The 20,115-nt window shown below is 64.0% G+C and carries 21 protein-coding genes; 14 read left to right on the top strand and 7 right to left on the bottom strand.

Going from position 1 to position 20,115, the window contains the following annotated elements:
- The first annotated feature begins 99 nt into the window (after positions 1-99).
- The 5 genes from GA566_RS05080 to ftsB all read left to right on the top strand — a co-directional run bounded on the left by GA566_RS05080 (position 100) and on the right by ftsB (position 4,935).
- On the top strand, positions 100-1,752 hold the full coding sequence (locus GA566_RS05080; RefSeq protein ID WP_137926258.1) for a CTP synthase: 1,653 nt from the start codon (positions 100-102) through the stop codon (positions 1,750-1,752).
- A 24-nt stretch (positions 1,753-1,776) separates the two neighbouring features.
- Complete coding sequence (gene kdsA, locus GA566_RS05085) at positions 1,777-2,646, top strand: 3-deoxy-8-phosphooctulonate synthase (protein WP_137926259.1); 870 nt, start codon at positions 1,777-1,779, stop codon at positions 2,644-2,646.
- A 112-nt stretch (positions 2,647-2,758) separates the two neighbouring features.
- On the top strand, positions 2,759-3,049 hold the full coding sequence (locus GA566_RS05090) for a DUF1330 domain-containing protein (RefSeq protein WP_137926260.1): 291 nt from the start codon (positions 2,759-2,761) through the stop codon (positions 3,047-3,049).
- A gap of 72 nt (positions 3,050-3,121) precedes the next feature.
- Positions 3,122-4,411 (top strand): phosphopyruvate hydratase, encoded by a 1,290-nt coding sequence (gene eno / locus GA566_RS05095; RefSeq protein WP_101681942.1) that lies wholly within the window; start codon positions 3,122-3,124, stop codon positions 4,409-4,411.
- A gap of 182 nt (positions 4,412-4,593) precedes the next feature.
- The gene (gene ftsB, locus GA566_RS05100; RefSeq protein ID WP_137926262.1) at positions 4,594-4,935 is read left to right on the top strand and encodes a cell division protein FtsB; all 342 of its coding nucleotides are present in this window, start codon (positions 4,594-4,596) and stop codon (positions 4,933-4,935) included.
- Between the two features lie 99 nt (positions 4,936-5,034).
- Here ftsB and GA566_RS05105 read toward each other — a convergent pair whose 3' ends face one another.
- The 3 genes from GA566_RS05105 to GA566_RS05115 form a co-directional block, all read right to left on the bottom strand.
- Complete coding sequence (locus GA566_RS05105; RefSeq protein WP_137926263.1) at positions 5,035-5,427, bottom strand: hypothetical protein; 393 nt, start codon at positions 5,425-5,427, stop codon at positions 5,035-5,037.
- Between the two features lie 147 nt (positions 5,428-5,574).
- Positions 5,575-6,579, bottom strand: coding sequence for an Hsp33 family molecular chaperone HslO (locus GA566_RS05110; RefSeq protein ID WP_160471867.1), 1,005 nt, complete (start codon positions 6,577-6,579; stop codon positions 5,575-5,577).
- Positions 6,580-6,612: 33 nt separating this feature from the next.
- Positions 6,613-7,137, bottom strand: a complete 525-nt coding sequence (locus tag GA566_RS05115; RefSeq protein WP_160471869.1) for a gamma carbonic anhydrase family protein — start codon at positions 7,135-7,137, stop codon at positions 6,613-6,615.
- Between the two features lie 130 nt (positions 7,138-7,267).
- Between GA566_RS05115 and GA566_RS05120 the strand changes: the two genes are divergently transcribed.
- Positions 7,268-8,116 carry a ferritin-like domain-containing protein gene (locus tag GA566_RS05120; protein WP_160471871.1) on the top strand — a complete coding sequence of 283 codons (849 nt, stop codon included), beginning with the start codon at positions 7,268-7,270 and terminating at the stop codon, positions 8,114-8,116.
- Here the strand turns inward: GA566_RS05120 and GA566_RS05125 are convergent.
- A complete protein-coding gene (locus tag GA566_RS05125) occupies positions 8,113-9,852 on the bottom strand; it encodes an acyl-CoA synthetase (protein ID WP_160471872.1) in 1,740 nt (579 codons plus the stop codon). The two genes, GA566_RS05120 and GA566_RS05125, sit on opposite strands and share 4 nt — an antisense overlap.
- A gap of 165 nt (positions 9,853-10,017) precedes the next feature.
- Here GA566_RS05125 and GA566_RS05130 point away from each other — a divergent pair, with 165 nt between their 5' ends.
- Entirely contained in the window at positions 10,018-10,914 is an 897-nt protein-coding gene (locus GA566_RS05130; protein ID WP_137926268.1) for an alpha/beta fold hydrolase, read from the top strand.
- Positions 10,915-11,071: 157 nt separating this feature from the next.
- Here GA566_RS05130 and GA566_RS05135 read toward each other — a convergent pair whose 3' ends face one another.
- Entirely contained in the window at positions 11,072-12,133 is a 1,062-nt protein-coding gene (locus GA566_RS05135) for an NAD(P)/FAD-dependent oxidoreductase (RefSeq protein WP_160471874.1), read from the bottom strand.
- A 118-nt stretch (positions 12,134-12,251) separates the two neighbouring features.
- On the opposite strand from GA566_RS05135, the gene GA566_RS05140 reads away from it, so the two are divergent.
- The 7 genes from GA566_RS05140 to GA566_RS05170 all read left to right on the top strand — a co-directional run bounded on the left by GA566_RS05140 (position 12,252) and on the right by GA566_RS05170 (position 18,363).
- On the top strand, positions 12,252-13,097 hold the full coding sequence (locus GA566_RS05140) for a 3',5'-nucleoside bisphosphate phosphatase (protein ID WP_137926270.1): 846 nt from the start codon (positions 12,252-12,254) through the stop codon (positions 13,095-13,097).
- Between the two features lie 43 nt (positions 13,098-13,140).
- Complete coding sequence (locus GA566_RS05145; protein ID WP_137926271.1) at positions 13,141-13,776, top strand: L-threonylcarbamoyladenylate synthase; 636 nt, start codon at positions 13,141-13,143, stop codon at positions 13,774-13,776.
- 106 nt (positions 13,777-13,882) lie between these two features.
- On the top strand, positions 13,883-14,548 hold the full coding sequence (locus GA566_RS05150) for a site-2 protease family protein (protein ID WP_137926272.1): 666 nt from the start codon (positions 13,883-13,885) through the stop codon (positions 14,546-14,548).
- A gap of 43 nt (positions 14,549-14,591) precedes the next feature.
- Positions 14,592-15,176 carry a bifunctional 2-polyprenyl-6-hydroxyphenol methylase/3-demethylubiquinol 3-O-methyltransferase UbiG gene (locus GA566_RS05155; protein ID WP_137926273.1) on the top strand — a complete coding sequence of 195 codons (585 nt, stop codon included), beginning with the start codon at positions 14,592-14,594 and terminating at the stop codon, positions 15,174-15,176.
- Between the two features lie 137 nt (positions 15,177-15,313).
- Complete coding sequence (gene dapA / locus GA566_RS05160; RefSeq protein ID WP_160471876.1) at positions 15,314-16,198, top strand: 4-hydroxy-tetrahydrodipicolinate synthase; 885 nt, start codon at positions 15,314-15,316, stop codon at positions 16,196-16,198.
- Positions 16,199-16,256: 58 nt separating this feature from the next.
- Entirely contained in the window at positions 16,257-17,504 is a 1,248-nt protein-coding gene (gene bamC, locus GA566_RS05165; protein ID WP_137926275.1) for an outer membrane protein assembly factor BamC, read from the top strand.
- Between the two features lie 70 nt (positions 17,505-17,574).
- Positions 17,575-18,363, top strand: a complete 789-nt coding sequence (locus GA566_RS05170) for an MBL fold metallo-hydrolase (protein WP_137926276.1) — start codon at positions 17,575-17,577, stop codon at positions 18,361-18,363.
- 97 nt (positions 18,364-18,460) lie between these two features.
- Here GA566_RS05170 and GA566_RS05175 read toward each other — a convergent pair whose 3' ends face one another.
- Together GA566_RS05175 and GA566_RS05180 are read right to left on the bottom strand one after the other, a co-directional pair.
- The gene (locus GA566_RS05175; RefSeq protein ID WP_084003951.1) at positions 18,461-18,697 is read right to left on the bottom strand and encodes a hypothetical protein; all 237 of its coding nucleotides are present in this window, start codon (positions 18,695-18,697) and stop codon (positions 18,461-18,463) included.
- A gap of 198 nt (positions 18,698-18,895) precedes the next feature.
- Positions 18,896-20,104, bottom strand: a complete 1,209-nt coding sequence (locus GA566_RS05180) for a cupin domain-containing protein (protein ID WP_171020441.1) — start codon at positions 20,102-20,104, stop codon at positions 18,896-18,898.
- Positions 20,105-20,115 lie beyond the last annotated feature (11 nt).

The following is a 20,115-nucleotide window of genomic DNA, read 5'->3' on the forward strand; positions in this document are numbered from 1 at the left end:
AGGAAAGGGCGGCGGCCCGACATGCCGCTGTCACAAATTCCGGGTCGGCGGCGCACGGGGTCTCATGTATAATCCCGATTTCCCCGGCAAGCTCGGTTTATGACCAAATTCGTCTTCGTCACCGGTGGCGTCGTCTCTTCTCTCGGCAAGGGCATCGCTGCTGCTTCGCTCGCGGCCATTCTCGAGTCGCGCGGCCTCAAAGTCACCCTCCTCAAGCTCGATCCTTACATCAACGTCGATCCCGGCACGATGAGCCCTTTCCAGCACGGCGAAGTGTTCGTGACGGAAGATGGCGCGGAAACCGATCTGGATCTTGGCCACTACGAGCGCTTCGTCTCGGCCAAGATGCGCAAGTCGAACAACTTCACGACTGGCCAGATCTACGAATCGGTGATCCGCAAGGAACGTCGTGGCGAGTACCTCGGCAAGACCGTGCAGGTCATTCCCCACATCACCAACGAAATCCAGGCGTTCGTTGAGCGCGGCGCAGCCGCCTCGCACGATGGCAAGGCCGACGTGGCACTTGTGGAAATCGGCGGCACGGTGGGCGATATCGAATCGCTGCCGTTCCTCGAAGCCGCGCGCCAGATGAGCCTGCGCATGGGCCGCAACCATTGCGCCTTCGTGCACCTGACGCTGGTGCCGTTCATTGCCAGCGCTGGCGAACTGAAGACCAAGCCGACCCAGCACTCGGTGCAGAAGCTGCGCGAAATCGGTATTTCGCCCACGGCACTGCTGTGCCGCGCCGACCGTCCGATTCCCGACGACGAGCGCGCCAAGATCTCGCTGTTCGCGAACATCCCGCAAGACGCCGTGATCTCGGTGTGGGACGCCGACAGCATCTACAAGATTCCGCAGATGCTCAACGAGCAGGGCCTCGACCGCCTGATCTGCGAGGAACTCCGCCTCGATCCGAAGCCGGCCGATCTGTCGATGTGGCAGAAGCTGGTCAAGGCGCAGGAAAATCCCGAGCACGAAATCACGATCGGCATGGTTGGCAAGTACGTCGACCTGACCGAGTCGTACAAGTCGCTGATCGAGGCGCTGCGCCACGCCGGCATGCACACCGCAACGCGCGTGAACATCGAGTACATCGATTCGGAAGAACTCGAATCGGGTCACCTCGAAGTGCTGCAGCCGCTGGACGCCATCCTGGTGCCGGGCGGTTTCGGCAAGCGCGGCACGGAAGGCAAGATCCGCGCGATTCAGTATGCCCGCGAGCACAAGGTGCCGTACCTGGGCATCTGCCTGGGCATGCAGCTGGCCGTGATCGAATTCGCGCGCCACGTGGCCAGCATGACGGACGCCAACTCGACCGAATTCAACCTCGAAACCGAGCATCCGGTGGTGGCACTGATCACCGAGTGGCTGGACCGTGAAGGTAAGGTCGAACAACGCTCGGCCGATTCCGACCTGGGCGGCACGATGCGCCTGGGCGCCCAGCGCGTGCCGGTCAAGGCCGGTACGAAGGCCGCGCAGATCTATGGTGCCGAAGTCAACGAACGCCATCGTCACCGTTACGAAGTCAACAACCACTACGTGCCGCAGCTCGAAGGCGCCGGGATGGTGATTTCGGCGCGTACGCCGACCGAGAACCTGCCGGAAATGATGGAGTTGCCGGAGTCGATGCACCCCTGGTTCGTTGGCGTGCAGTTCCACCCGGAGTTCACCTCGACGCCGCGCGACGGTCATCCGCTGTTCAAGGCGTATGTGGAAGCCGCGCTGGCCTCGCAGCAACGCAAGGGCGCCTGACGGCCCGCGACGAAGGAGACAGCCATGAAACTGTGTGGATTCGACGTTGGCCTCGACAAGCCGTTCTTCCTGATTTCGGGCCCGTGCGTGATCGAGTCCGAGCAGATGGCGCTTGATACGGCTGGCCAACTCAAGGAAATCACGAGCGCGCTGGGTATCCCGTTCATCTACAAGTCCTCGTTCGACAAGGCCAACCGTTCGTCGGGCAAGTCGTTCCGTGGACTGGGGATGGAGAAGGGTCTGGAGATCCTGGCCACGGTGAAGCGCGAGATTGGGGTGCCGGTACTCACGGATATCCACGAGATCGACGAGATCAAGCCGGTTTCCGCCGTGGTGGACGTGCTGCAGACGCCGGCCTTCCTGTGCCGCCAGACGGATTTCATCCGCGCCTGCGCCCAGAGCGGCCGGCCGGTGAATATCAAGAAGGGCCAGTTCCTGGCCCCGCACGACATGAAGAACGTGATCGACAAGGCCCGCGACGCTGCACGCGAAGCTGGCCTGCCCGATGACGTGTTCATGGCCTGCGAACGCGGTGTCTCCTTCGGCTACAACAATCTGGTCTCGGACATGCGCTCGCTGGCGATCATGCGCGAGACCCATGCGCCGGTGGTGTTCGACGCCACGCACTCGGTGCAGTTGCCGGGCGGGCAGGGCACCAGCAGCGGCGGCCAGCGCGAGTTCGTGCCGGTGCTGTCGCGTGCGGCCGTGGCCACGGGCGTGGCTGGCCTGTTCATGGAAACCCACCCGGACCCGAGCAAGGCCATGTCCGATGGTCCGAACGCCGTGCCGCTGTCGCGCATGAAGGAACTGCTCTCCGTCTTGAAGGACCTCGATGCGCTGACCAAGCGCGCCGGCTTCCTCGAAGACAACTTCGGCTGGCCAGCCTGCGCCTGAGTCAGCCTGCAGTAACCGCCGCCCGCGCCTGTCGCGGGCGGTGTCGCTTGAGGTTGCATCAAAGCGAATGCAACAGTATCGAAAGACAATACAAAAGCTTTGGAGATAACGGATGGCCGCCGGTTATATCATCGCGTACGTCGACGTGACGGACCCCCAGCAATACGAGCAGTACAAGGTGCTGTCGTCGCGAGCCATGCAGGCCCACGGCGCCGAGGTACTGGTGCGCGGCGGCAAGACGGAGCCGCTCGAAGGTGAGTGGGCGCCCACGCGCGTGGTGGTACTGAAGTTCCCCAGCTACGACGCCGCCAAGGTGTTTTACGCGAGCGAGGAATACCTGGCCGCCCGCAAGTCGCGCGAGCATGCCGCAAAGATGAACATGATCGTGGTGGAAGGCGCCTGACATATTTGTCGGGCATCCTGAGCGCGTCATGACGCAGCAGATTGGCAAGATTCAACAGTCCTGAGAGGAAATATGAGTGCAATCGTAGATATCATCGGTCGCGAGGTTCTGGACTCGCGCGGCAATCCCACCGTCGAATGCGACGTGCTGCTGGAATCGGGCGTGATGGGCCGTGCGGCTGTGCCGTCGGGCGCGTCCACTGGCTCGCGCGAAGCCATCGAACTGCGTGACGGCGACAAGTCGCGTTACCTGGGCAAGGGCGTGCTGAAGGCCGTCGAGCACATCAACACCGAAATCTCCGAGGCCATCATGGGCCTGGACGCTTCCGAGCAGGCGTTCCTGGATCGCACGCTGATCGAACTGGACGGCACCGAGAACAAGGGCCGCCTGGGCGCCAACGCGATGCTGGCCGTGTCGATGGCTGTGGCCAAGGCCGCTGCCGAAGAGGCTGGCCTGCCGCTGTACCGCTACTTCGGCGGTTCGGGCGCCATGCAGATGCCGGTGCCGATGATGAACATCGTCAACGGTGGCGCGCACGCCAACAACAGCCTGGATATCCAGGAATTCATGATCATGCCCGTGTCGCAGACCAGCTTCCGTGAAGCCCTGCGTTGCGGCGCCGAAGTGTTCCACGCGCTCAAGAAGATCCTGGCCGACAAGGGCATGTCGACGGCCGTGGGCGACGAAGGCGGCTTCGCACCGAACTTCTCGTCGAACGAGGAATGCCTGAACACGATCGTCCAGGCCGTGGAAAAGGCTGGCTACAAGGTCGGTGAAGACGTGCTGCTGGCGCTGGATTGCGCCGCAAGCGAGTTCTACCACGAAGCCGAAGACGTCTATGCACTGGAAGGCGAAGGCCTGAAGCTGTCGTCGACGCAGTTCGCCGACTACTTGGCCAACCTGTGCGACAAGTTCCCGATCGTGTCGATCGAGGACGGCATGGCCGAAGGCGACTGGGAAGGCTGGAAGACGCTGACCGACAAGCTCGGCAAGCGCGTGCAGCTGGTGGGTGACGACCTGTTCGTGACCAACACCAAGATCCTGAAGGAAGGCATCGACAAGGGCATCGGCAACTCGATCCTGATCAAGATCAACCAGATCGGTACGCTGACCGAGACGTTCGCCGCCATCGAAATGGCCAAGCGCGCCGGCTACACGGCCGTGATCTCGCACCGTTCGGGCGAGACCGAGGACAGCACGATTGCCGACATCGCCGTGGGCACGAACGCTGGTCAGATCAAGACCGGTTCGCTGTCGCGTTCGGACCGTATCGCCAAGTACAACCAGCTCATCCGCATTGAGGAAGACCTGGGCGATATCGCCACGTACCCGGGCAAGAGCGCGTTCTACAACCTGCGCTGATGTCAGAAAAAACGCCGCCTCAGGGCGGCGTTTTTCATTGGCGCGCGACATTTGCAACAGTATTGAGTCGTTGTTTCGCTTTGTAGCGTCTTTTGTTTTGCAATCTTCGGCCGCTTGGTGGATCATTGGTGCCGATCCAGATCGCCCTGTCCGCGGGGCTTGTCCCTAGCGCCTGTGCCCCGATGCGCCTGATTTCCCTGCTGTTGTTCGTGTTGCTGATTGCCATCCAGTATCCGCTCTGGCTGGGCAAGGGTGGCTGGCTGCGCGTATGGGACCTGAATCGCCAGGTCAACGAACAGGCCACGCACAACCAGGCGCTCAAGCTGCGCAATGCCAAGCTGGAAGGGGAGGTCAAGGACCTCCAGGACGGTACGGGCGCCATCGAGGAACGTGCCCGCTACGAGCTGGGCATGGTCAAGGACAGTGAAGTCTTCGTCCAGTTCGTGGCCCCGGCCCCGAAGGTCAGCGCCACGCCGCCACTGCCGCCTCCGCCGAACTCAGTCGCCGGACGGGGTGGTCATTAGTTTTCGGAAGCCATAGCCGGCTAGCGGCGACAGGCAAACGAAGCGAAGCGGTTCTGGCAAGGCCGCGCAACGACGCCAGAATCGTTTACCTGTCGCCGCTTACCACCAGCCATAGGGGTATCCACCCCATCCGTATCCGCCATACCCCGGTGAGCTGATTCCCACGCCGCCGCCCCAATTTCCACCACCCCATCCGCCGTAGAACAGGCTGAAGCTGGTATTCGGATACGCGTACGCCGCGCGGCTCCAGGCTGCGGCCTGCTGTTCGCTCGCCATCACCGTGGCCTGCTCGCGCAGGATTTGCTGGTTCTGGGCAGATAGTCGTTGGCGTTCGGCCTCGCTGAGCGGGGCCGGCGGGATCGATCCCGGTGCCAGGCGCGCCGTGGCCGGCACACCATCCATATCGCGCGGCACGGGCGCCGCGCATCCGGCAAGGATGGCGAGGGCCGCAGCAGCGGTCAGCAGGGAAGTGCAACGAATTGTCGCTGTCATGTCGGACTCCTTCGGCAGCCAGATACCAAGCATGCCATTGGACCCGCGGAACCCTGTGTGGGGTTCCGTACGGTGCGTTTCTCTACGCTCTCGGTTTTCTCCCCTCTCCCTATGGGAGAGGGGAGCAAGACATCGGCAAGCGGCAGATCAATGCTGCTGTTTCGCCCCTTCCCCCGCACCCGTTGCCACCGGCGCCGTAAACAACTGCGCCGCATCTACGGGATCGAACGCATACCGCTGGCCGCAGAAGTCGCAATGGATTTCCACTTCACCACGTTCGGCGATGATGCCTTCGATCTCGTTGCGGCCCAGCGATTGCAGCATGGCGCCCACACGTTCGCGCGAGCATGAGCACTGGAAGTGCGGCGTCATCGGCTCGAAGACGCGCAGGCCGGCGTTTTCCAGTTCTTCCCAGAACAGCCGGCGAATCAGCGTATCGGGCGATTCCGCCAGCAACTCCTCTTCCTTGAGCGTGGCCCCGAGCTGGCAGGCGCGGTCCCAGGTGTCGAGGTCCTGCGCGCGGCCCTGTTCGTCGAGCGGGGCGCCTGTTTCCCCAACCTGGGCTTCGATCGTGCCGCCGTACGACGGCAGCTTCTGGAGCAGCATGCCTGCAGAAACCTGATCGTTCGAGGCCAGCCAGAGCCGTGTGTCGAGCTGCTCCGACGCCTGCATGTAATGTTCGAGCACCTCGGTCATGGTGGCCAGCGGACCGTGTTCGTCGGCCAGCGGCACGATGCCCTGGTAAGCCTGCTGCCCCGGCAGCTTGTCCTGCGGATCGAGTGTGATCGCGAAGCGGCCCTTGCCATGCACATTGACGAGTTGCTTCAGCGTAGCGTCATCGGCCAGTTCGGCATCTTCGGCGATCTTGGCGGTGGCACGCATCGACATGTCGGAGAGGCACTCCACCACCAGCATGCGCACCGGACCATCGCCGTGCAACTGCATGATGAGGGCGCCATTGAACTTGAGGTTGGCCGACAGCAGCGCCGCAGCCGCCATCATCTCGCCCAGCAGGCGGCGCACTGGCGCCGGATAGGCGTTGCGGTTCAACACCTCCTGCCAGGTGGCCTCCATGCGGACCAGTTCGCCGCGCACGGGAGCCGCGTCGAACAGGAATTTCTGGAGGGTGTCGGGATTCGAGGAAGCGGTCACGGGTCTGTCTTTCTTGCGTTGATGCGCTCGGCGTCAGCCGATGCGCTTGAGTTCGGTCTTGTAAACGGCCTGTCGCTTCGCATAGGTTTCGGCGTTGCGATAGAGGTTGGCCACATCGTCATCGGTCAGTTCGCGCACCACCTTGGCGGGCGCGCCCAGGATCAGCGAGCGGTCCGGGAACACCTTGTTCTCGGTAATCACGGCACCGGCGCCAACAAGGCATTCGCGGCCGATTACGGCGCCGTTGAGCACCACGGCCTGGATACCGATCAGCGAGCCTTCACCCACTGTGCAGCCATGCAGCATGGCCTGGTGGCCTACCGACACCTTGTTGCCCAGCGTCAGCGGACGGCCCGGGTCGGTGTGCAGCACGGAGCCTTCCTGAATATTGGTGTCCTCGCCCACGACGATTGGCTCGTTGTCGCCACGGATCACCACGCCCGGCCATGCGCTGGCGCGCGCCTTGAGCGTCACGTTGCCGATGATGGTGGCTTCTGCCGCCACATAGGCGTGTTCGTGAATGGACGGGGCGATATCGCCGAGCTGGTAAAGCGCCATGGGGTCTCCTGCCTGATGCGTGTAATTGGGGATGGCCGCGCCGATTAAAAGAGCCTGGGGCTGGGCCGGATTCGCCACCGGCGACGTGCCGGCGAGGCTCTACAATGGCGGCTTCCCGAATTTTACGCCTATGCCAGTGATTGCACCCGTCCACCCCGCCGAATCGCCACTTTCGGCGCGCCGACAAGCCCTGACGGTGCTATGCATGACCGATGCCAGGGCCAAGGCCGTCGCCGCGCGCCAGCTTTATGCGGCGCTGGGTAACGGGCAAACCGTAGTGGACGCCGATGACGTCCTCGTGGCGGACCCATCCCTGGCACTCCCGGGCCGGCCCGAGCGCCCCGAACTGGTGCCGCCGCAGCAGGTCACGCGGCGCCGCTCCATCCACACCACGGCAGGCCGGGCCAACATGATCCACGCGCTCTGCCATATCGAATTCAACGCGATCAACCTCGCGCTCGATGCGGCGTGGCGTTTCCACGGGATGCCGACGGACTATTACCGCGACTGGCTGCGCGTGGCCGACGAGGAGGCATATCACTTTTCGTTGCTGGCGGATCACCTGGAGACACTGGGCGCCAGCTATGGCGATTTTCCGGCGCACAACAGCCTCTGGGAAATGACCGACAAGACTTCGGGCGATGTGCTGGCGCGCATGGCGCTGGTGCCGCGCACGCTGGAGGCGCGCGGACTGGACGCCTCGCCACCGGTCCGCGCCAAACTGGCCGAGGCGGGCGATGAAGCTGCCGCCGCCATCATCGACATCATCCTGCGCGACGAGGTGGGCCACGTCGCCATCGGCAACCACTGGTACCGCTGGCTCTGCACGCAGCGCGGCCTGGAACCGGTGGCTACCTACGCGCAACTGTCGGAACAGTACAAGGCGCCGAAGCTGCGCGGCCCGTTCAACCTCGACGCCCGCCGCGCGGCCGGGTTCGACGAGGATGAACTGGCCTGGCTCGAAGCCTCGGCAGGTTAGGCGCTCGCCGAGCCCTGCGTCTTTTGCGCGCGCTCCTGTTCCTGCAGCCGCAGCACGCGGCGCTGGATCTTGCCAGTTGTGGTCATCGGTAACTGGTCGATGAACTCGATGGCCTTCGGATACTCGTACGGCGCCAACTGACCGCGCACATGCTGCTGCAGTTCGGCTACCAGCGCCGCGTCGTTGTCGAAGGATCGTGCCACGGCCGGTGTCAGCACGATGAACGCCTTGACGATGGCACCGCGCTCCGGGTCCGGAGAGGGCACCACGGCGCAGTTCGATACCGCCGGATGCTTGAGCAGGCAGTTCTCGATCTCGCTCGGCCCGATCCGGTAGCCCGATGACTTGAACACGTCGTCGGCGCGGCCCTGATACCAGAGGTAGCCATCCGCGTCGATGCGCGCGAGGTCGCCCGTGCGGCACCAGCGCAGGCCGCCATATTCCGAATACTTGCCCGCCGTGGCGGTGTCGTTCTTCCAGTAACCAAGGAAGAACACCGGGTCTGGATGCCCGTGGATATCGGTGGCGCAGACCGCCACCTCGCCGTCCTCGCCGGGCGGGCAGGGCTTGCCGTCCTCGTCGATCACGGCCACGCGGTGGCCAGGGTAGGGACGTCCCATCGAGCCGGGGCGTGCGGGCCATCCCAGGCGATCGTCATCGTATTGCGCCGTGCAGTTGCCGACGATGTAGTTGATCTCGGTCTGGCCGAACATCTCGTTGACGATCACGCCGAGCGCATCGCGGCACCATGTGAACACGGTCTCGCCCACGGCCTCGCCGGCACTCATGATCGCGCGCAGCTTGAGGTCGTACTTGTCCGAAGGTGTCGGACACGCCTTCATCATCTGCTTGAGCGCCGTGGGGAACAGGAAGGTATTGGTCACGCCGTATCGTTCGAGCAGTTCGAACGCGCGCTCGGCCGTGAAGCGGCCCTGATAACCGACAATCGGTCGGCCGAAGTACAGCGCGGGCATCAGCGCATCCCATAGGCCGCCGGTCCACGCCCAGTCGGCGGGGCTCCAGAACACATCGTCGTCCTGCGGATACCAGTTCTGCGAGCAGACGAAGCCGGTCAGATTGCCGATCAGCGCGCGGTGCGGAATCACCGCGCCCTTGGGCGGGCCGGTGGTGCCACTGGTGTAGATCAGCACGGCGGCTTCATCTGCCTTGGTCTGCTCGGCGGTGAACTCGGGAAGCTGCGCGGCGAGCAGGGTGTCCCAGTCGACATCGCCGCGTCCGATGGCGCTGCCCACGCCGATGATGGTCTTCAGCGTCGGACAATCGGGCCGGGCGGCCAGCAGGTTGTCGATCGAGGTCTCGTCGGCAATGGCAATGCGGGTTTCGCTATGGTCGATGCGGTAGGAGAGCGCTTCCGGGCCGAACAGCATCGACAGCGGCATGGCCACGGCACCAAGCTGGTAGACGGCCATGCCGGCGATCACGGTCTCGATGCGTTGCGGCATCACGATGGCCACGCGGTCTCCGCGCTGCACGCCAAGCTCGCGCAGCGCGCGAGACAGCCGGTTGGCCTCGGCCTGGATGTGCGCGTAGGTGTAGGAGGCACGCCGCCCGTCCTCGTGCTCGGTGTGCACGGCGATACGGTCCGCCGTGGCGGGATCGCGCGCCCAGCGGCCGCAGCAGACTTCGGCCAGATTGAAGGTTTCGGGCACGTTCCAGCGGAACGAGTCATGCAGCGCGTGATAGTCGTCACGACGCGTGGCCGGCAAGGCAGTCATGCCATGGTCTCCTGTGTGTCTGGTTCGTGTCGCTGCAGGCGGGCCGCTGTTGTGGCTATAATCCGCCGAGCGAACGATCGTTCTATTTTTTATCCGGGCGGCTGTGCGGTGGATACCCAACCGCTGCACGCGCATCAGAAGACCCGGGCACCGAGGGTAGACACCATGACCATCACGGAAACTTCGCGTTCCGAATTTATCACGCTGCGTGGGCTGCGCACGCACGTCCGCCACTGGGGACAACCCGGCGCGGCCAAACTCTTCATGCTGCATGGCTGGATGGATGTGGCGGCCTCGTTCCAGTTCCTGGTCGATGAACTCCAGCGCGACTGGCACGTCATTGCGATGGACTGGCGCGGGTTTGGCGAGACCGAATACCCCACGCGCCATCCCGGCACGCGGTCTTACTGGTTCCCGGACTATGTGGCCGACCTCGAAGCGCTGCTCGACCACTATCAGCCGGAAGGGCAGGTGGATCTGGTGGGCCACAGCATGGGCGCCAACGTGGTTTGCATCTATGCCGGCGTGCGGCCAGAGCGGGTGCGCCGCGTGGTGGACCTGGAGGGTTTCGGACTCACGCGCACGCGTCCGGACCAGGCGCCAGGCCGCCTGGCGCGCTGGCTCGACGAACTGCGCGAGGCGCCGGTGCTGAAAACCTACGAGAGCCAGGCCGCGGTGGCCGCGCGGCTGCAGAAGACCAACCCACGACTGCCCGACGACCGCGCCGCCTTTCTGGCCACGCACTGGTCGAGTCGTAACGATGAGGGCCGTTGGGAGATCCTTGGCGACGCCGCGCACAAGATGACCAATCCCACGCTGTACCGGATCGACGAGATCATGGCCATCTGGGAAAAGGTCACAGCGCCGGTGCTGCACGTGGAAGCGCGAGACTCGGAGACGCTCAAGCACATCGCCCACAAGCAGAGCATCGAGGAATTCAGGGAGCGCTTCCGCGCGTTCCCGGACTTCAGGGAGGTCATCGTGGAGGATGCAGGGCACATGCTGCACCACGACCAGCCTAAGGTGGTGGCGGGGTTGATCGAGGGGTTTTTGGAGCCCTAGTTTGCCGGCGGTTTTCTCCCCTCTCCCGCATGGCGGGAGAGGGGCGGGGGAGAGGGCCAGCATTTCAAATTGCGACAAGCTGGCAAGCAGAACCTCCGGCCCTCTCCCCCAACCCCTCTCCCGCGCGCGGGAGAGGGGAGTTAGTTCCGCGAGGAGATTACTGCGTCAACTTCGCCTTCAACCCCGGATTGTTGCTCGTATGCATATGCACGAGCGCCTTGTCGGGGAAGGCGTAGTGGTACGCCTTACGCAGCGCCAGCGCAGCTTCATGGAAGCCCGACAGGATCAGCTTCTGCTTGTTCGGATACACCGCAATATCCCCCGCCGCAAAGATGCCGCGACGCGAGGTTTCATAGGTTGTGGTGTTGTCGATATGGATGCGGCCTGCGTGCATGTCGATATCCCAGTGGGCGATCGGACCAGGTTCGGATACCAGTCCATAGAGCGCCACGAGTTCGTCGGCGGCAATCGTCTGGTCGCCATCGCGCGACTTGATGCCCGCGCTCGCCAGCGCGCCTGCGTCATCGGTCTGCAGGCTGCCTAGCATGCCGACTACGAAGTCCATCTCGCCAGCCGCTACCGATGCACGCATGGCGTTCACCGTGTGATCGGCTGCACGGAAACCCTCCCGACGGTGCAGCAGCGTCACGCGCGAGGCCACCTTGCGCAACGCCATGGCCCAGTCCAGCGCGGAATCGCCGCCACCGGCCACGATCACACGCTTGCCGGAGAAGCGCGAAACATCGCGCACGGCGTAATGCACGTGACGGTCTTCCAGCGCTGCGGCCTCGGGCAGCGAGACGCGCTGCGGCGCAAAAGCTCCGGCGCCGGCACAGATCAGCACCGCCGCCACGTCGAAGCGCTTGCCGGTATCCGTGGTCACCAGCAGGCGCGGGTGGTCGTCGGCGCCGGTGATGTCGGTCACGGATTCGGCGCGCTGGCCAAAGTGCATCGGAAAATCGAATGGCGCGCATTGCTCGAGCAACCGGTCCACCAGATCCTGTGCCAGGCAGCCTGGCACGGCCGGAATGTCGTAGATGGGCTTTTCAGGGTAGAGCTCGGTGCATTGACCGCCCGCGCGGTCCAGCACGTCGATCAGCTCGCAGCGCAGCCCCAGCACGCCGGCCTGGAAGGCCGCAAACAGGCCGACCGGCCCTGCACCGATGATCAGTACGTCGGTCTGGGTGGTGTCGGAAGTATCGGAGGAAGTGGCGGACATGGCAGAGGCAGGGCAGAGCGAAACAGGCGCCCATCATACCTCGCGCTAGTTCGCCATCCGTACAACGCCACCGCTAGCGACAGGGCCAAAAACCCCTGCCGGGAGTAGAATGATCGCCATGCAAAACCCCCACGCCATCAACGCCGATCTGCACTGCCACTCCACCGTGTCCGACGGGATGCTCGCGCCCGCCGAGGTGGCCGCACGGGCGCACGCAGGCGGAGTGGCCTTCTGGGCGTTGACCGACCATGACGAAGTGGGCGGCCAGACCGAGGCGCGCGCCGCCGCCGAGGCACTCGGCATGCGCTATGTGCCCGGCGTCGAGATCTCGGTCACGTGGGCCGGGCAAACCGTGCATATCGTGGGCCTGCAGATCGACCCGTTCCATCCGGAACTGATTGACGGGCTGGCGCGCACGCGCGATGGCCGTGCGCGCCGTGCGCAGGATATCGGTGAGGCGCTGGCGAAGATCGGCATTGCCGACGCCTACCAGGGCGCCCTGCGCCATGTCGGTAACCCTGACCTGATTTCGCGCACCCACTTTGCGCGCTGGCTGGTAGACGAAGGCTACTGCAAGACCATCAGCGATGTGTTCAGCGAATATCTCTCGGAAGGCCGGCCGGGCTTCGTGCCGCACCGCTGGTCCACGCTCGCCGAGGCAATCGGCTGGATTCGCGCATCGGGCGGCATTCCGGTCATGGCGCATCCGGGCCGCTACAACTACACCGATACCCAGCACGACGCGCTATTCGATGAGTTCACGCAACTGGGTGGCCGCGCCGTGGAGGTGGTCACCGGCAGCCATACACCGGACCAGTACCGGCGGTATGTCGACGTGGCGCGGCACTACGGGCTGATGGCCTCGCGCGGCAGCGATTTCCACGGACCCGGCGAGGGCCGCGTGGAACTTGGGACGCTGCCGCCGCTGCCCTCGACCGTCACGCCGATCTGGCACAACTGGTAAGCCATCCAACGCATCCAACGTACGCTGGGGATTTCCGCGCTTCATGTCACAGTTCTTCGAGATCCATCCCGACAACCCGCAGTCGCGCCTGATCAAGCAGGCTGCGCAGATCGTGCGCCAGGGCGGCCTGATCGCGCTGCCCACGGACTCCAGCTACGCGCTGGCTTGCCCGCTTGACGACAAGGCAGCCGTGGAGCGCCTGCGCCGGCTGCGCGGTATTGACGACCGGCATCATCTGACGTTGATGTGCAGCGATCTGTCGGAACTCGGCAACTTTGCGCGGGTCGATAACCGGCAGTACCGCTGGATCAAGGGTGCTACGCCGGGGCCCTACGTGTTCATCCTCGAAGCCACCAAGGAAGTGCCGCGACGGTTATCGCATCCCGCGCGCAAGACAATCGGCGTGCGGGTGCCGGACCAAGCGATTCCGCTGGCGCTGCTGGCGGAGTTGGGTCAGCCACTGATTTCGGCGACGCTGCAGGTTCCGGGGGACGAGGCGCCCATGAACGATCCGGCCGAGATCCGGGCACGGCTCGAAAGGCAGCTCGATCTGGTGATCGACGGCGGCGCAGCGCCGGCGCAGCCCACCACCGTGATCGACCTGACCGGTGGTGAGCCCGAGCTGATCCGCGCCGGACGGGGCGATATCGAGCGTTTTGGTCTGGATGCCGCCGTTTGAAAGGGCGCCCATGCGGCGCTGATCCATCCCGTTATTTGATACATACCGCACAATGCGCCGACACGGCCGGCAGTTATGCTGGTCACCAGCCCTCTAGAATGACCTGATGGATTCCTCGATCGTCCAGACCATTGCGGTCTATGCCCTGCCGGTGTTGCTGGCCATCACGCTCCATGAGGCCGCCCATGGTTTCGTGGCGAAATACTTCGGCGACGACACGGCCTGGCTGCTGGGCCGCGTGAGCCTGAATCCGATTCGCCATATCGATCCGATCGGCACGGTGGCCGTTCCGCTACTGCTGTATGTGCTCACGGCCGGCCAGTTCGTGTTCGGCTTTGCCAAGCCCGTGCCGGTGGTGTTCAGCCACCTGCGCAATCCGCGCTGGCATGGCATGTGGGTAGCGCTGGCGGGTCCGGCCAGCAATATCATCCAGGCGTTCCTGTGGGCGCTGGTTGCCCTGGCGCTGGCGGTGGGTCATGTGCAGGAGCCGTTCTGGAGCCAGATGGCGCGCGCCGGCATCATCGTCAATACGGTAGTGGCCGCGTTCAATCTGTTTCCGATTCCCCCGCTCGACGGCGGCCGGGTGTTGACCGCCTTCCTGCCGCGCCGCGCCGCCGAAGCCGTGGGCAAGGTCGAGCCATACGGTATTTTCATCGTGCTGGCGCTGGTGGCGGCCGGAGTGATCACGCAGATCTGGATGCAGCCCGTGATGACCGTGCTGCTGTCGATGGTCGAGCTGATGCTGAAACCCGTGCTGATGGTTCTTCAGTAACGCCGCCGCCTTCTCGACAATCGAATTTCCCCGGTTTGTCCCCATGACGCTTCTGCATCCCACGCCTGTCCCACCCACCGTGCCCTCACCGTGGCTGGTCCGCTGGACCCACCTGATCCAGCCGGGCGGCCGGGTGCTTGACCTGGCCTGCGGCAACGGCCGGCACGCGTCCTGGTTGGCCGAACAGGGTTTCCGCGTGCTGGCTGTGGACCGCGATGCCGAAGCGATCGCCCGCCTGCCTGCATCCGTGCAAGGGCGGGTGGCGGACCTCGAACTGGGTAGCTGGCCGCTGGCGGATGCGGGTACTTTCGATGCCATCGTCGTCACGAACTATCTGCATAGGCCGCTCTGGGCACACCTGCTCGATGCGCTGGCGCCGCGCGGCGTGCTGATCTATGAAACCTTCGCCGCCGGCAACGAGACGATTGGCAAACCCTCCCGGCCCGAGTTCCTGCTGAAGCCGGGCGAATTGCTCGATGTGACGCATGGGCGGCTGCGCGTCGTGGGTTTCGAGGACGGTCTGGTGGAGTCGCCGAAACTGGCCTTCGTGCAGCGGATTTGTGCGGTTTCCGAGGCCGGCGACGCTTCTGGCGCGGCGGCACCGCCACGCTACCGACTGCCCGGGTGACGCGCCCGCGCGCCCCTTGTGCCGCTGGCCGGACCAGCGGTTACGCGTGCTCACGTTTTCCCTCATCCTCGGGGGTCCGGAGCGCCTGACGGTTCCGGTACAATCCCGGTTGTTTCGAATTTCCGATTCCTTGAGCTATGACACAGATTACCGGCAGCATCGTGGCCATCGTCACCCCGATGCATGAGGATGGCAGCCTGGATTACCCGGCCTTGCGCGCCCTCATCGACTGGCACGCGGCAGAAGGCACCGATGGCATCGTGATCGTGGGTACCACGGGCGAGTCGCCGACGGTCAACGTCGAGGAGCACTGCGAACTGATCCGCGTGGCGGTCGAACAATCTGCGGGCCGGGTGCCCATCATCGCCGGCACCGGTGGCAACTCCACGCGCGAAGCCATCGAACTGACGGCTTTCGCCAAGCAGGTGGGTGCCGATGCATCGCTGCAGGTCGTGCCGTACTACAACAAGCCGACCCAGGAGGGCATGTACCGCCATTTCCGCACCATTGCGGAAGCCGTGGAACTGCCCGTGCTGCTGTACAACGTGCCTGGCCGCACCGTTGCGGACATGGCCAACGACACCATCCTGCGCCTGGCGCAGGTACCGGGTATCGTCGGTGTCAAGGAAGCCACGGGCAATATCGACCGCGCCGCGCAACTGATCAAGGACGCCCCGGAAGGCTTCGCCATCTACAGTGGCGATGACCCCACCGCAGTGGCGCTGATTCTGCTGGGCGGTCATGGCAATATCTCGGTCACCGCCAATGTGGCGCCGCGCAAGATGCATGAGATGTGCGTGGCGGCACTGAAGGGCGATGTCGTCACGGCCCGCCGCCTGCACATGGAACTGATCGGCCTGAACCGCGCGATGTTCGTGGAAGCCAATCCGATTCCGGTGAAGTGGGCACTCCAGCAGATGGGCAAGATGGCCGGCGGTATCCGCCTGCCGCTGACCCCGCTGGCTGAGGGGCAGCATGAAACCGTGCGCCGCGCGCTGGCAGCGGCCGGCCTGCTTGGCTGAGATTCGCCGGCTGAACGTTCGGCTATTCGCCGATTCTTGAAACCAGGATTACGTGTCAATGAAACAGAAGCTTAACCGTCGCGGCGCGACGCAAGTCCGCCGTGTCGCCGTGGTTGCGCCCGTGCTGGCCCTGACCCTGTTGGCCGCTGGCTGCAGCAGCATCAACGAGGCCATGCAGCCCGACAAGATCGACTACAAGTCCCAGGGCAAGAAGACCGCATCGCTGGACATTCCGCCGGACCTGACCAAGCTGGATGGCGACCGCCGCTACACGGTGCCTGACGCTGCGGGCACGTCCACGCTGTCGAACTACCAGCAGGCCACCAAGACTCGCGAAGCCGAACCCGGCGCCAACGTGCTGCCGAACGCCCAGGGCATCCGCATGGAGCGCGACGGCAATCAGCGCTGGCTCGTGGTCAGCAACGGCATGCGTGCCGATCAGCTGTGGGAGTCGCTGCGCGGCTTCTGGCAGGAAAACGGCTTCCTGCTGACACAGGATTCGCCGCAGACCGGCATCATGGAAACGGATTGGGCGGAAAATCGCGCCAAGATTCCGCAGGACATCATCCGCAACACCATCGGCAAGGTGTTCGACGGCCTGTACTCGACGTCTGAGCGCGACAAGTTCCGCACGCGCGTCGAGCGTGCCCAGAACGGCCAGCTCGAAGTGTTCATCAGCCACCGCGGTGCGCAGGAGCAACTGACGGGCGTCGACAAGTCGTCGACCGTCTGGACGCCGCGTCCGGCAGATCCGGAACTGGAAGCCGAATTCCTCTCGCGTCTGGCCCAGCGCCTCGGCGTGCAGAAGGAACAGGCCAACCTGATGGCCAAGAATCCGACCCCGGTGGGCAACGCAGCAGCCGCTGCGCCGGCACCGTCGGGCGCAGCGACCGGCATTGCCGCCAGCGCTGCTACGGGCGCTGCGGCCAGCCAGGGCGACGGCAAGTCGTTCCTGTCGCAGGTCAATGGCGCTCCGGCGCTGCAACTGCCGGAGCCGTTCGATCGCGCCTGGCGTTCGGTGGGTCTTTCGCTCGACCGCGTGAACTTCACAGTGGAAGACCGCGACCGTGCGCAGGGCCTGTACTACGTGCGCTACGTGGACCCGAAGCAGGCTGTGGATGATCGTGGCTTCCTCTCGAAGATCTTCACCAAGGCCAACGATGGCAAGACCGCGAAGAAGTATCGCGTGTCGCTGAAGGGCAGCGGTACGGGCACCACGGTGACTGTGCAGAACGATGCCGGCCAGCCGGAGAACACCGAGATCGGCAAGCGGATTCTGTCGCTGCTCGACGAACAGCTGCACTGATGACCGTAGTTTGTATTGGTTCGATGCCGACGGCGCCCGCCGTCGCGCATCTTCCCCAGCGAGCGCATCGATGATGCGCTTTGCTTTTTTGGGGAGCGGCAGCGACGGCAACTCCCTGCTGATAGAAGCCACGGAAGGCACCGCGGTCACGCGGGTGCTGCTCGATTGCGGTTTTGGCATCAAGGAGACTGCGCGGCGGCTGGAGCGGTTGGGCGTCACGCCGGATCAGCTCGACGCGGTGCTCGTCACGCATGAGCATGGCGACCATGTCGGCTCGGCGTACGCGTTCGCAGCCCGTCACAAATTGCCCGTGCATACGAGCCATGGGACTTGGCTGGCGACCTCGCACATGCGAGGCGCCGACGCGGCGGATGTCCGGGTGTGTTGCGCCGACCACGCGTTCTCCGTCGGCGGCTTGCAGATCCACCCCTATACAGTGCCGCACGATGCGCGCGAGCCATTGCAATTTGTACTTACCGATGGCCAGGTGCGACTGGGTGTGCTCACCGATGCGGGCATGGAGACGCCGTATGTGACGGCGCGGCTGGCGGGCGTTCATGCACTCGTCCTGGAGTGCAATCATGACCGTGAAATGTTGCGCAATTCGGTCTATCCGTACTCGCTGAAGCGTCGCATCGGCGGCGATTTCGGCCATCTGGCGAATGACATCGCTGCCAGCATTCTGTCCCAGGTCAACCATCCACAGCTCTCAGGCGTGGTGGCGGCCCATTTGAGCAAGCAGAACAACACGCGAGAACTGGTGGGGGATGCGCTCGCTGGGGTGCTGGGTGTCCTGGCTCAGGACATTCTCATCGCGGATCAGGACGAGGGGTTGGGCTGGCAGTCCGTGCGGTCATAATCCTGCAGTCGGCAACCTTGTATTTGGTGGGGTTCCGGCATAATCCGGAAATAAAAAAGCCGACCCGAAGGTCGGCTTTTTTATCGGAAGAATCCGATTACTGCTTGGCAGCCGGAGCCGAAGCGTCAGCAGCCGGGGCCGAGGCGTCAGCGGCCGGGGCCGATGCGTCAGCAGCCGGAGCAGCGGCCGGAGCCGATGCGTCAGCAGCCGGAGCGGCAGCAGCCGGAGCCGAAGCTGCCGTGTCAGCGGCCGGAGCAGCTGCTTCTTCCTTCTTGCCGCAGGCGGCCAGAGCAACTGCAGCCAGCAGGGATGCGATCAGGAGAGACTTCTTCATTGTTCGTCCTTTAACTTTTAATAAAACGAAAACAGGCGATGAATAATTACCGGTAATTATCGCTCTTGTACTGCAAATATAGGCTCTCCCGGGTGCCGACCGTGCAGTGGTCCACAGTACTAGCCAGCGGGCGATTATATCCGCGTTTCCCCGGCTTGTGTATAGCCGAAATCTTCTGGTTCGCCCTGTTACGCATTATTACACCGAAGGAGGTGCCAATTGCAGCCAACCTTCCATGGTCCAGTCATGAAATGTGTCCATCAGGTCCGGCAGTGAAGCGCATGCGTTGACTTCCTTTGCGGTCAGTTGACGATTGTCCGCCAGACGTTGCAGCCACATCGCAAGCGTCGGCGGCGGCTCGTAGGCTTCACCGTTGAGGAAAAAGCTCGTGCGGTCGTAGAGCGCAATCGTACCGGGAGCAAGGACCACGCCATGCGCCTTGGCCAGCTTCATGTACTGTTTCAACGTGATCTCTTCGACCTCGTTGAACTGCACCGACGCCTTGGGCTCGGAGAGGTGGCTGCCCAGGAACTCGGAGACCAGGGCGGCGTTCCAGCGTAGTGCCTGTAGCCGCTCCGTCACGGCGCGGGCCAGCCCGGCCGGGAGCTTTGCCGGGGTCGATGTGGCCTTTTCGCCTGCGTCGGCATAGCGGCCATCGAGCCCTTCGTTGGTTTCCACGGTCTCGGACAACCAGGCCAGAAAGTGCCCGGCGAGTTCACGGTAGGTGGGGGCGCGGAAGCCGATGGATGCGGTCATGCACTCGCCTTCGGCCACGCCGTCATGCGCATACTGCGGCGGCAGGTAGAGCATGTCGCCTGGCTCCAGGACCCATTCCTCTTCGGCGGTAAAGTCGGCGAGGATCTTGAGCGGCATGTCGGGGATCAGGTCGAGCTTTGTCTGTGACGAAATCCGCCAGCGGCGCCGGCCCGATACCTGCAGCAGGAACACGTCATAGGAATCGAAGTGCGGTCCCACGCCACCGCCATCGGTCGCGTAACTGATCATCACGTCATCGAGCCGTGCATCGGGCGCGAAGCGGAACTGGCTCATCAGGTCTGCCGCGGCCTGGTTGTGTAGGTTCACGCCCTGGACCAGGAGGGACCACTTGCCAGTCTTTCGTGACGGCAGGTTGTCCTCCGAGAAGGGTCCATGTTCGAGCTTCCAGCGGTTGCGAAAGTACGACACCAACCGCGATTCCACATCGTCGCGGTCCGCCAGTTCCAAAAGCGCTTCGCGCGACACTGGGGGCACGATTCCAGGCACGGCCTGTCGAATCAGCAACGGTTTGCGGTGCCAGACGTCACGCATGAATGCCGCGGGTGTCATGCCCCCGAGCAGCGTGAGCGGCGCGTCAGGATCAATGGGTCCCGCAGGCAGGGCCTGCGCGTATAATGCGGAATCGCTCATGGAGTCAAGAA

This window comes from Cupriavidus sp. SW-Y-13, from assembly GCF_009793345.1.
Classification (GTDB): domain Bacteria; phylum Pseudomonadota; class Gammaproteobacteria; order Burkholderiales; family Burkholderiaceae; genus Cupriavidus.

Bases quoted from the DNA above. Each gene is read 5' to 3' on its own strand.
- GA566_RS05090 (WP_137926260.1), top strand. From the start codon at position 2,759: ATGGCCGCCGGTTATATCATCGCGTACGTCGACGTGACGGACCCCCAG.
- GA566_RS05150 (WP_137926272.1), top strand. From the start codon at position 13,883: ATGGATTCCTCGATCGTCCAGACCATTGCGGTCTATGCCCTGCCGGTG.
- kdsA (WP_137926259.1), top strand. From the start codon at position 1,777: ATGAAACTGTGTGGATTCGACGTTGGCCTCGACAAGCCGTTCTTCCTG.
- eno (WP_101681942.1), top strand. From the start codon at position 3,122: ATGAGTGCAATCGTAGATATCATCGGTCGCGAGGTTCTGGACTCGCGC.
- GA566_RS05155 (WP_137926273.1), top strand. From the start codon at position 14,592: ATGACGCTTCTGCATCCCACGCCTGTCCCACCCACCGTGCCCTCACCG.
- ftsB (WP_137926262.1), top strand. From the start codon at position 4,594: ATGCGCCTGATTTCCCTGCTGTTGTTCGTGTTGCTGATTGCCATCCAG.
- GA566_RS05130 (WP_137926268.1), top strand. From the start codon at position 10,018: ATGACCATCACGGAAACTTCGCGTTCCGAATTTATCACGCTGCGTGGG.
- GA566_RS05140 (WP_137926270.1), top strand. From the start codon at position 12,252: ATGCAAAACCCCCACGCCATCAACGCCGATCTGCACTGCCACTCCACC.
- GA566_RS05120 (WP_160471871.1), top strand. From the start codon at position 7,268: ATGCCAGTGATTGCACCCGTCCACCCCGCCGAATCGCCACTTTCGGCG.
- GA566_RS05115 (WP_160471869.1), bottom strand. From the start codon at position 7,137: ATGGCGCTTTACCAGCTCGGCGATATCGCCCCGTCCATTCACGAACAC.
- GA566_RS05175 (WP_084003951.1), bottom strand. From the start codon at position 18,697: ATGAAGAAGTCTCTCCTGATCGCATCCCTGCTGGCTGCAGTTGCTCTG.
- GA566_RS05125 (WP_160471872.1), bottom strand. From the start codon at position 9,852: ATGACTGCCTTGCCGGCCACGCGTCGTGACGACTATCACGCGCTGCAT.
- GA566_RS05180 (WP_171020441.1), bottom strand. From the start codon at position 20,104: ATGAGCGATTCCGCATTATACGCGCAGGCCCTGCCTGCGGGACCCATT.
- GA566_RS05080 (WP_137926258.1), top strand. From the start codon at position 100: ATGACCAAATTCGTCTTCGTCACCGGTGGCGTCGTCTCTTCTCTCGGC.
- GA566_RS05135 (WP_160471874.1), bottom strand. From the start codon at position 12,133: ATGTCCGCCACTTCCTCCGATACTTCCGACACCACCCAGACCGACGTA.
- GA566_RS05145 (WP_137926271.1), top strand. From the start codon at position 13,141: ATGTCACAGTTCTTCGAGATCCATCCCGACAACCCGCAGTCGCGCCTG.
- GA566_RS05170 (WP_137926276.1), top strand. From the start codon at position 17,575: ATGATGCGCTTTGCTTTTTTGGGGAGCGGCAGCGACGGCAACTCCCTG.
- dapA (WP_160471876.1), top strand. From the start codon at position 15,314: ATGACACAGATTACCGGCAGCATCGTGGCCATCGTCACCCCGATGCAT.
- GA566_RS05105 (WP_137926263.1), bottom strand. From the start codon at position 5,427: ATGACAGCGACAATTCGTTGCACTTCCCTGCTGACCGCTGCTGCGGCC.
- bamC (WP_137926275.1), top strand. From the start codon at position 16,257: ATGAAACAGAAGCTTAACCGTCGCGGCGCGACGCAAGTCCGCCGTGTC.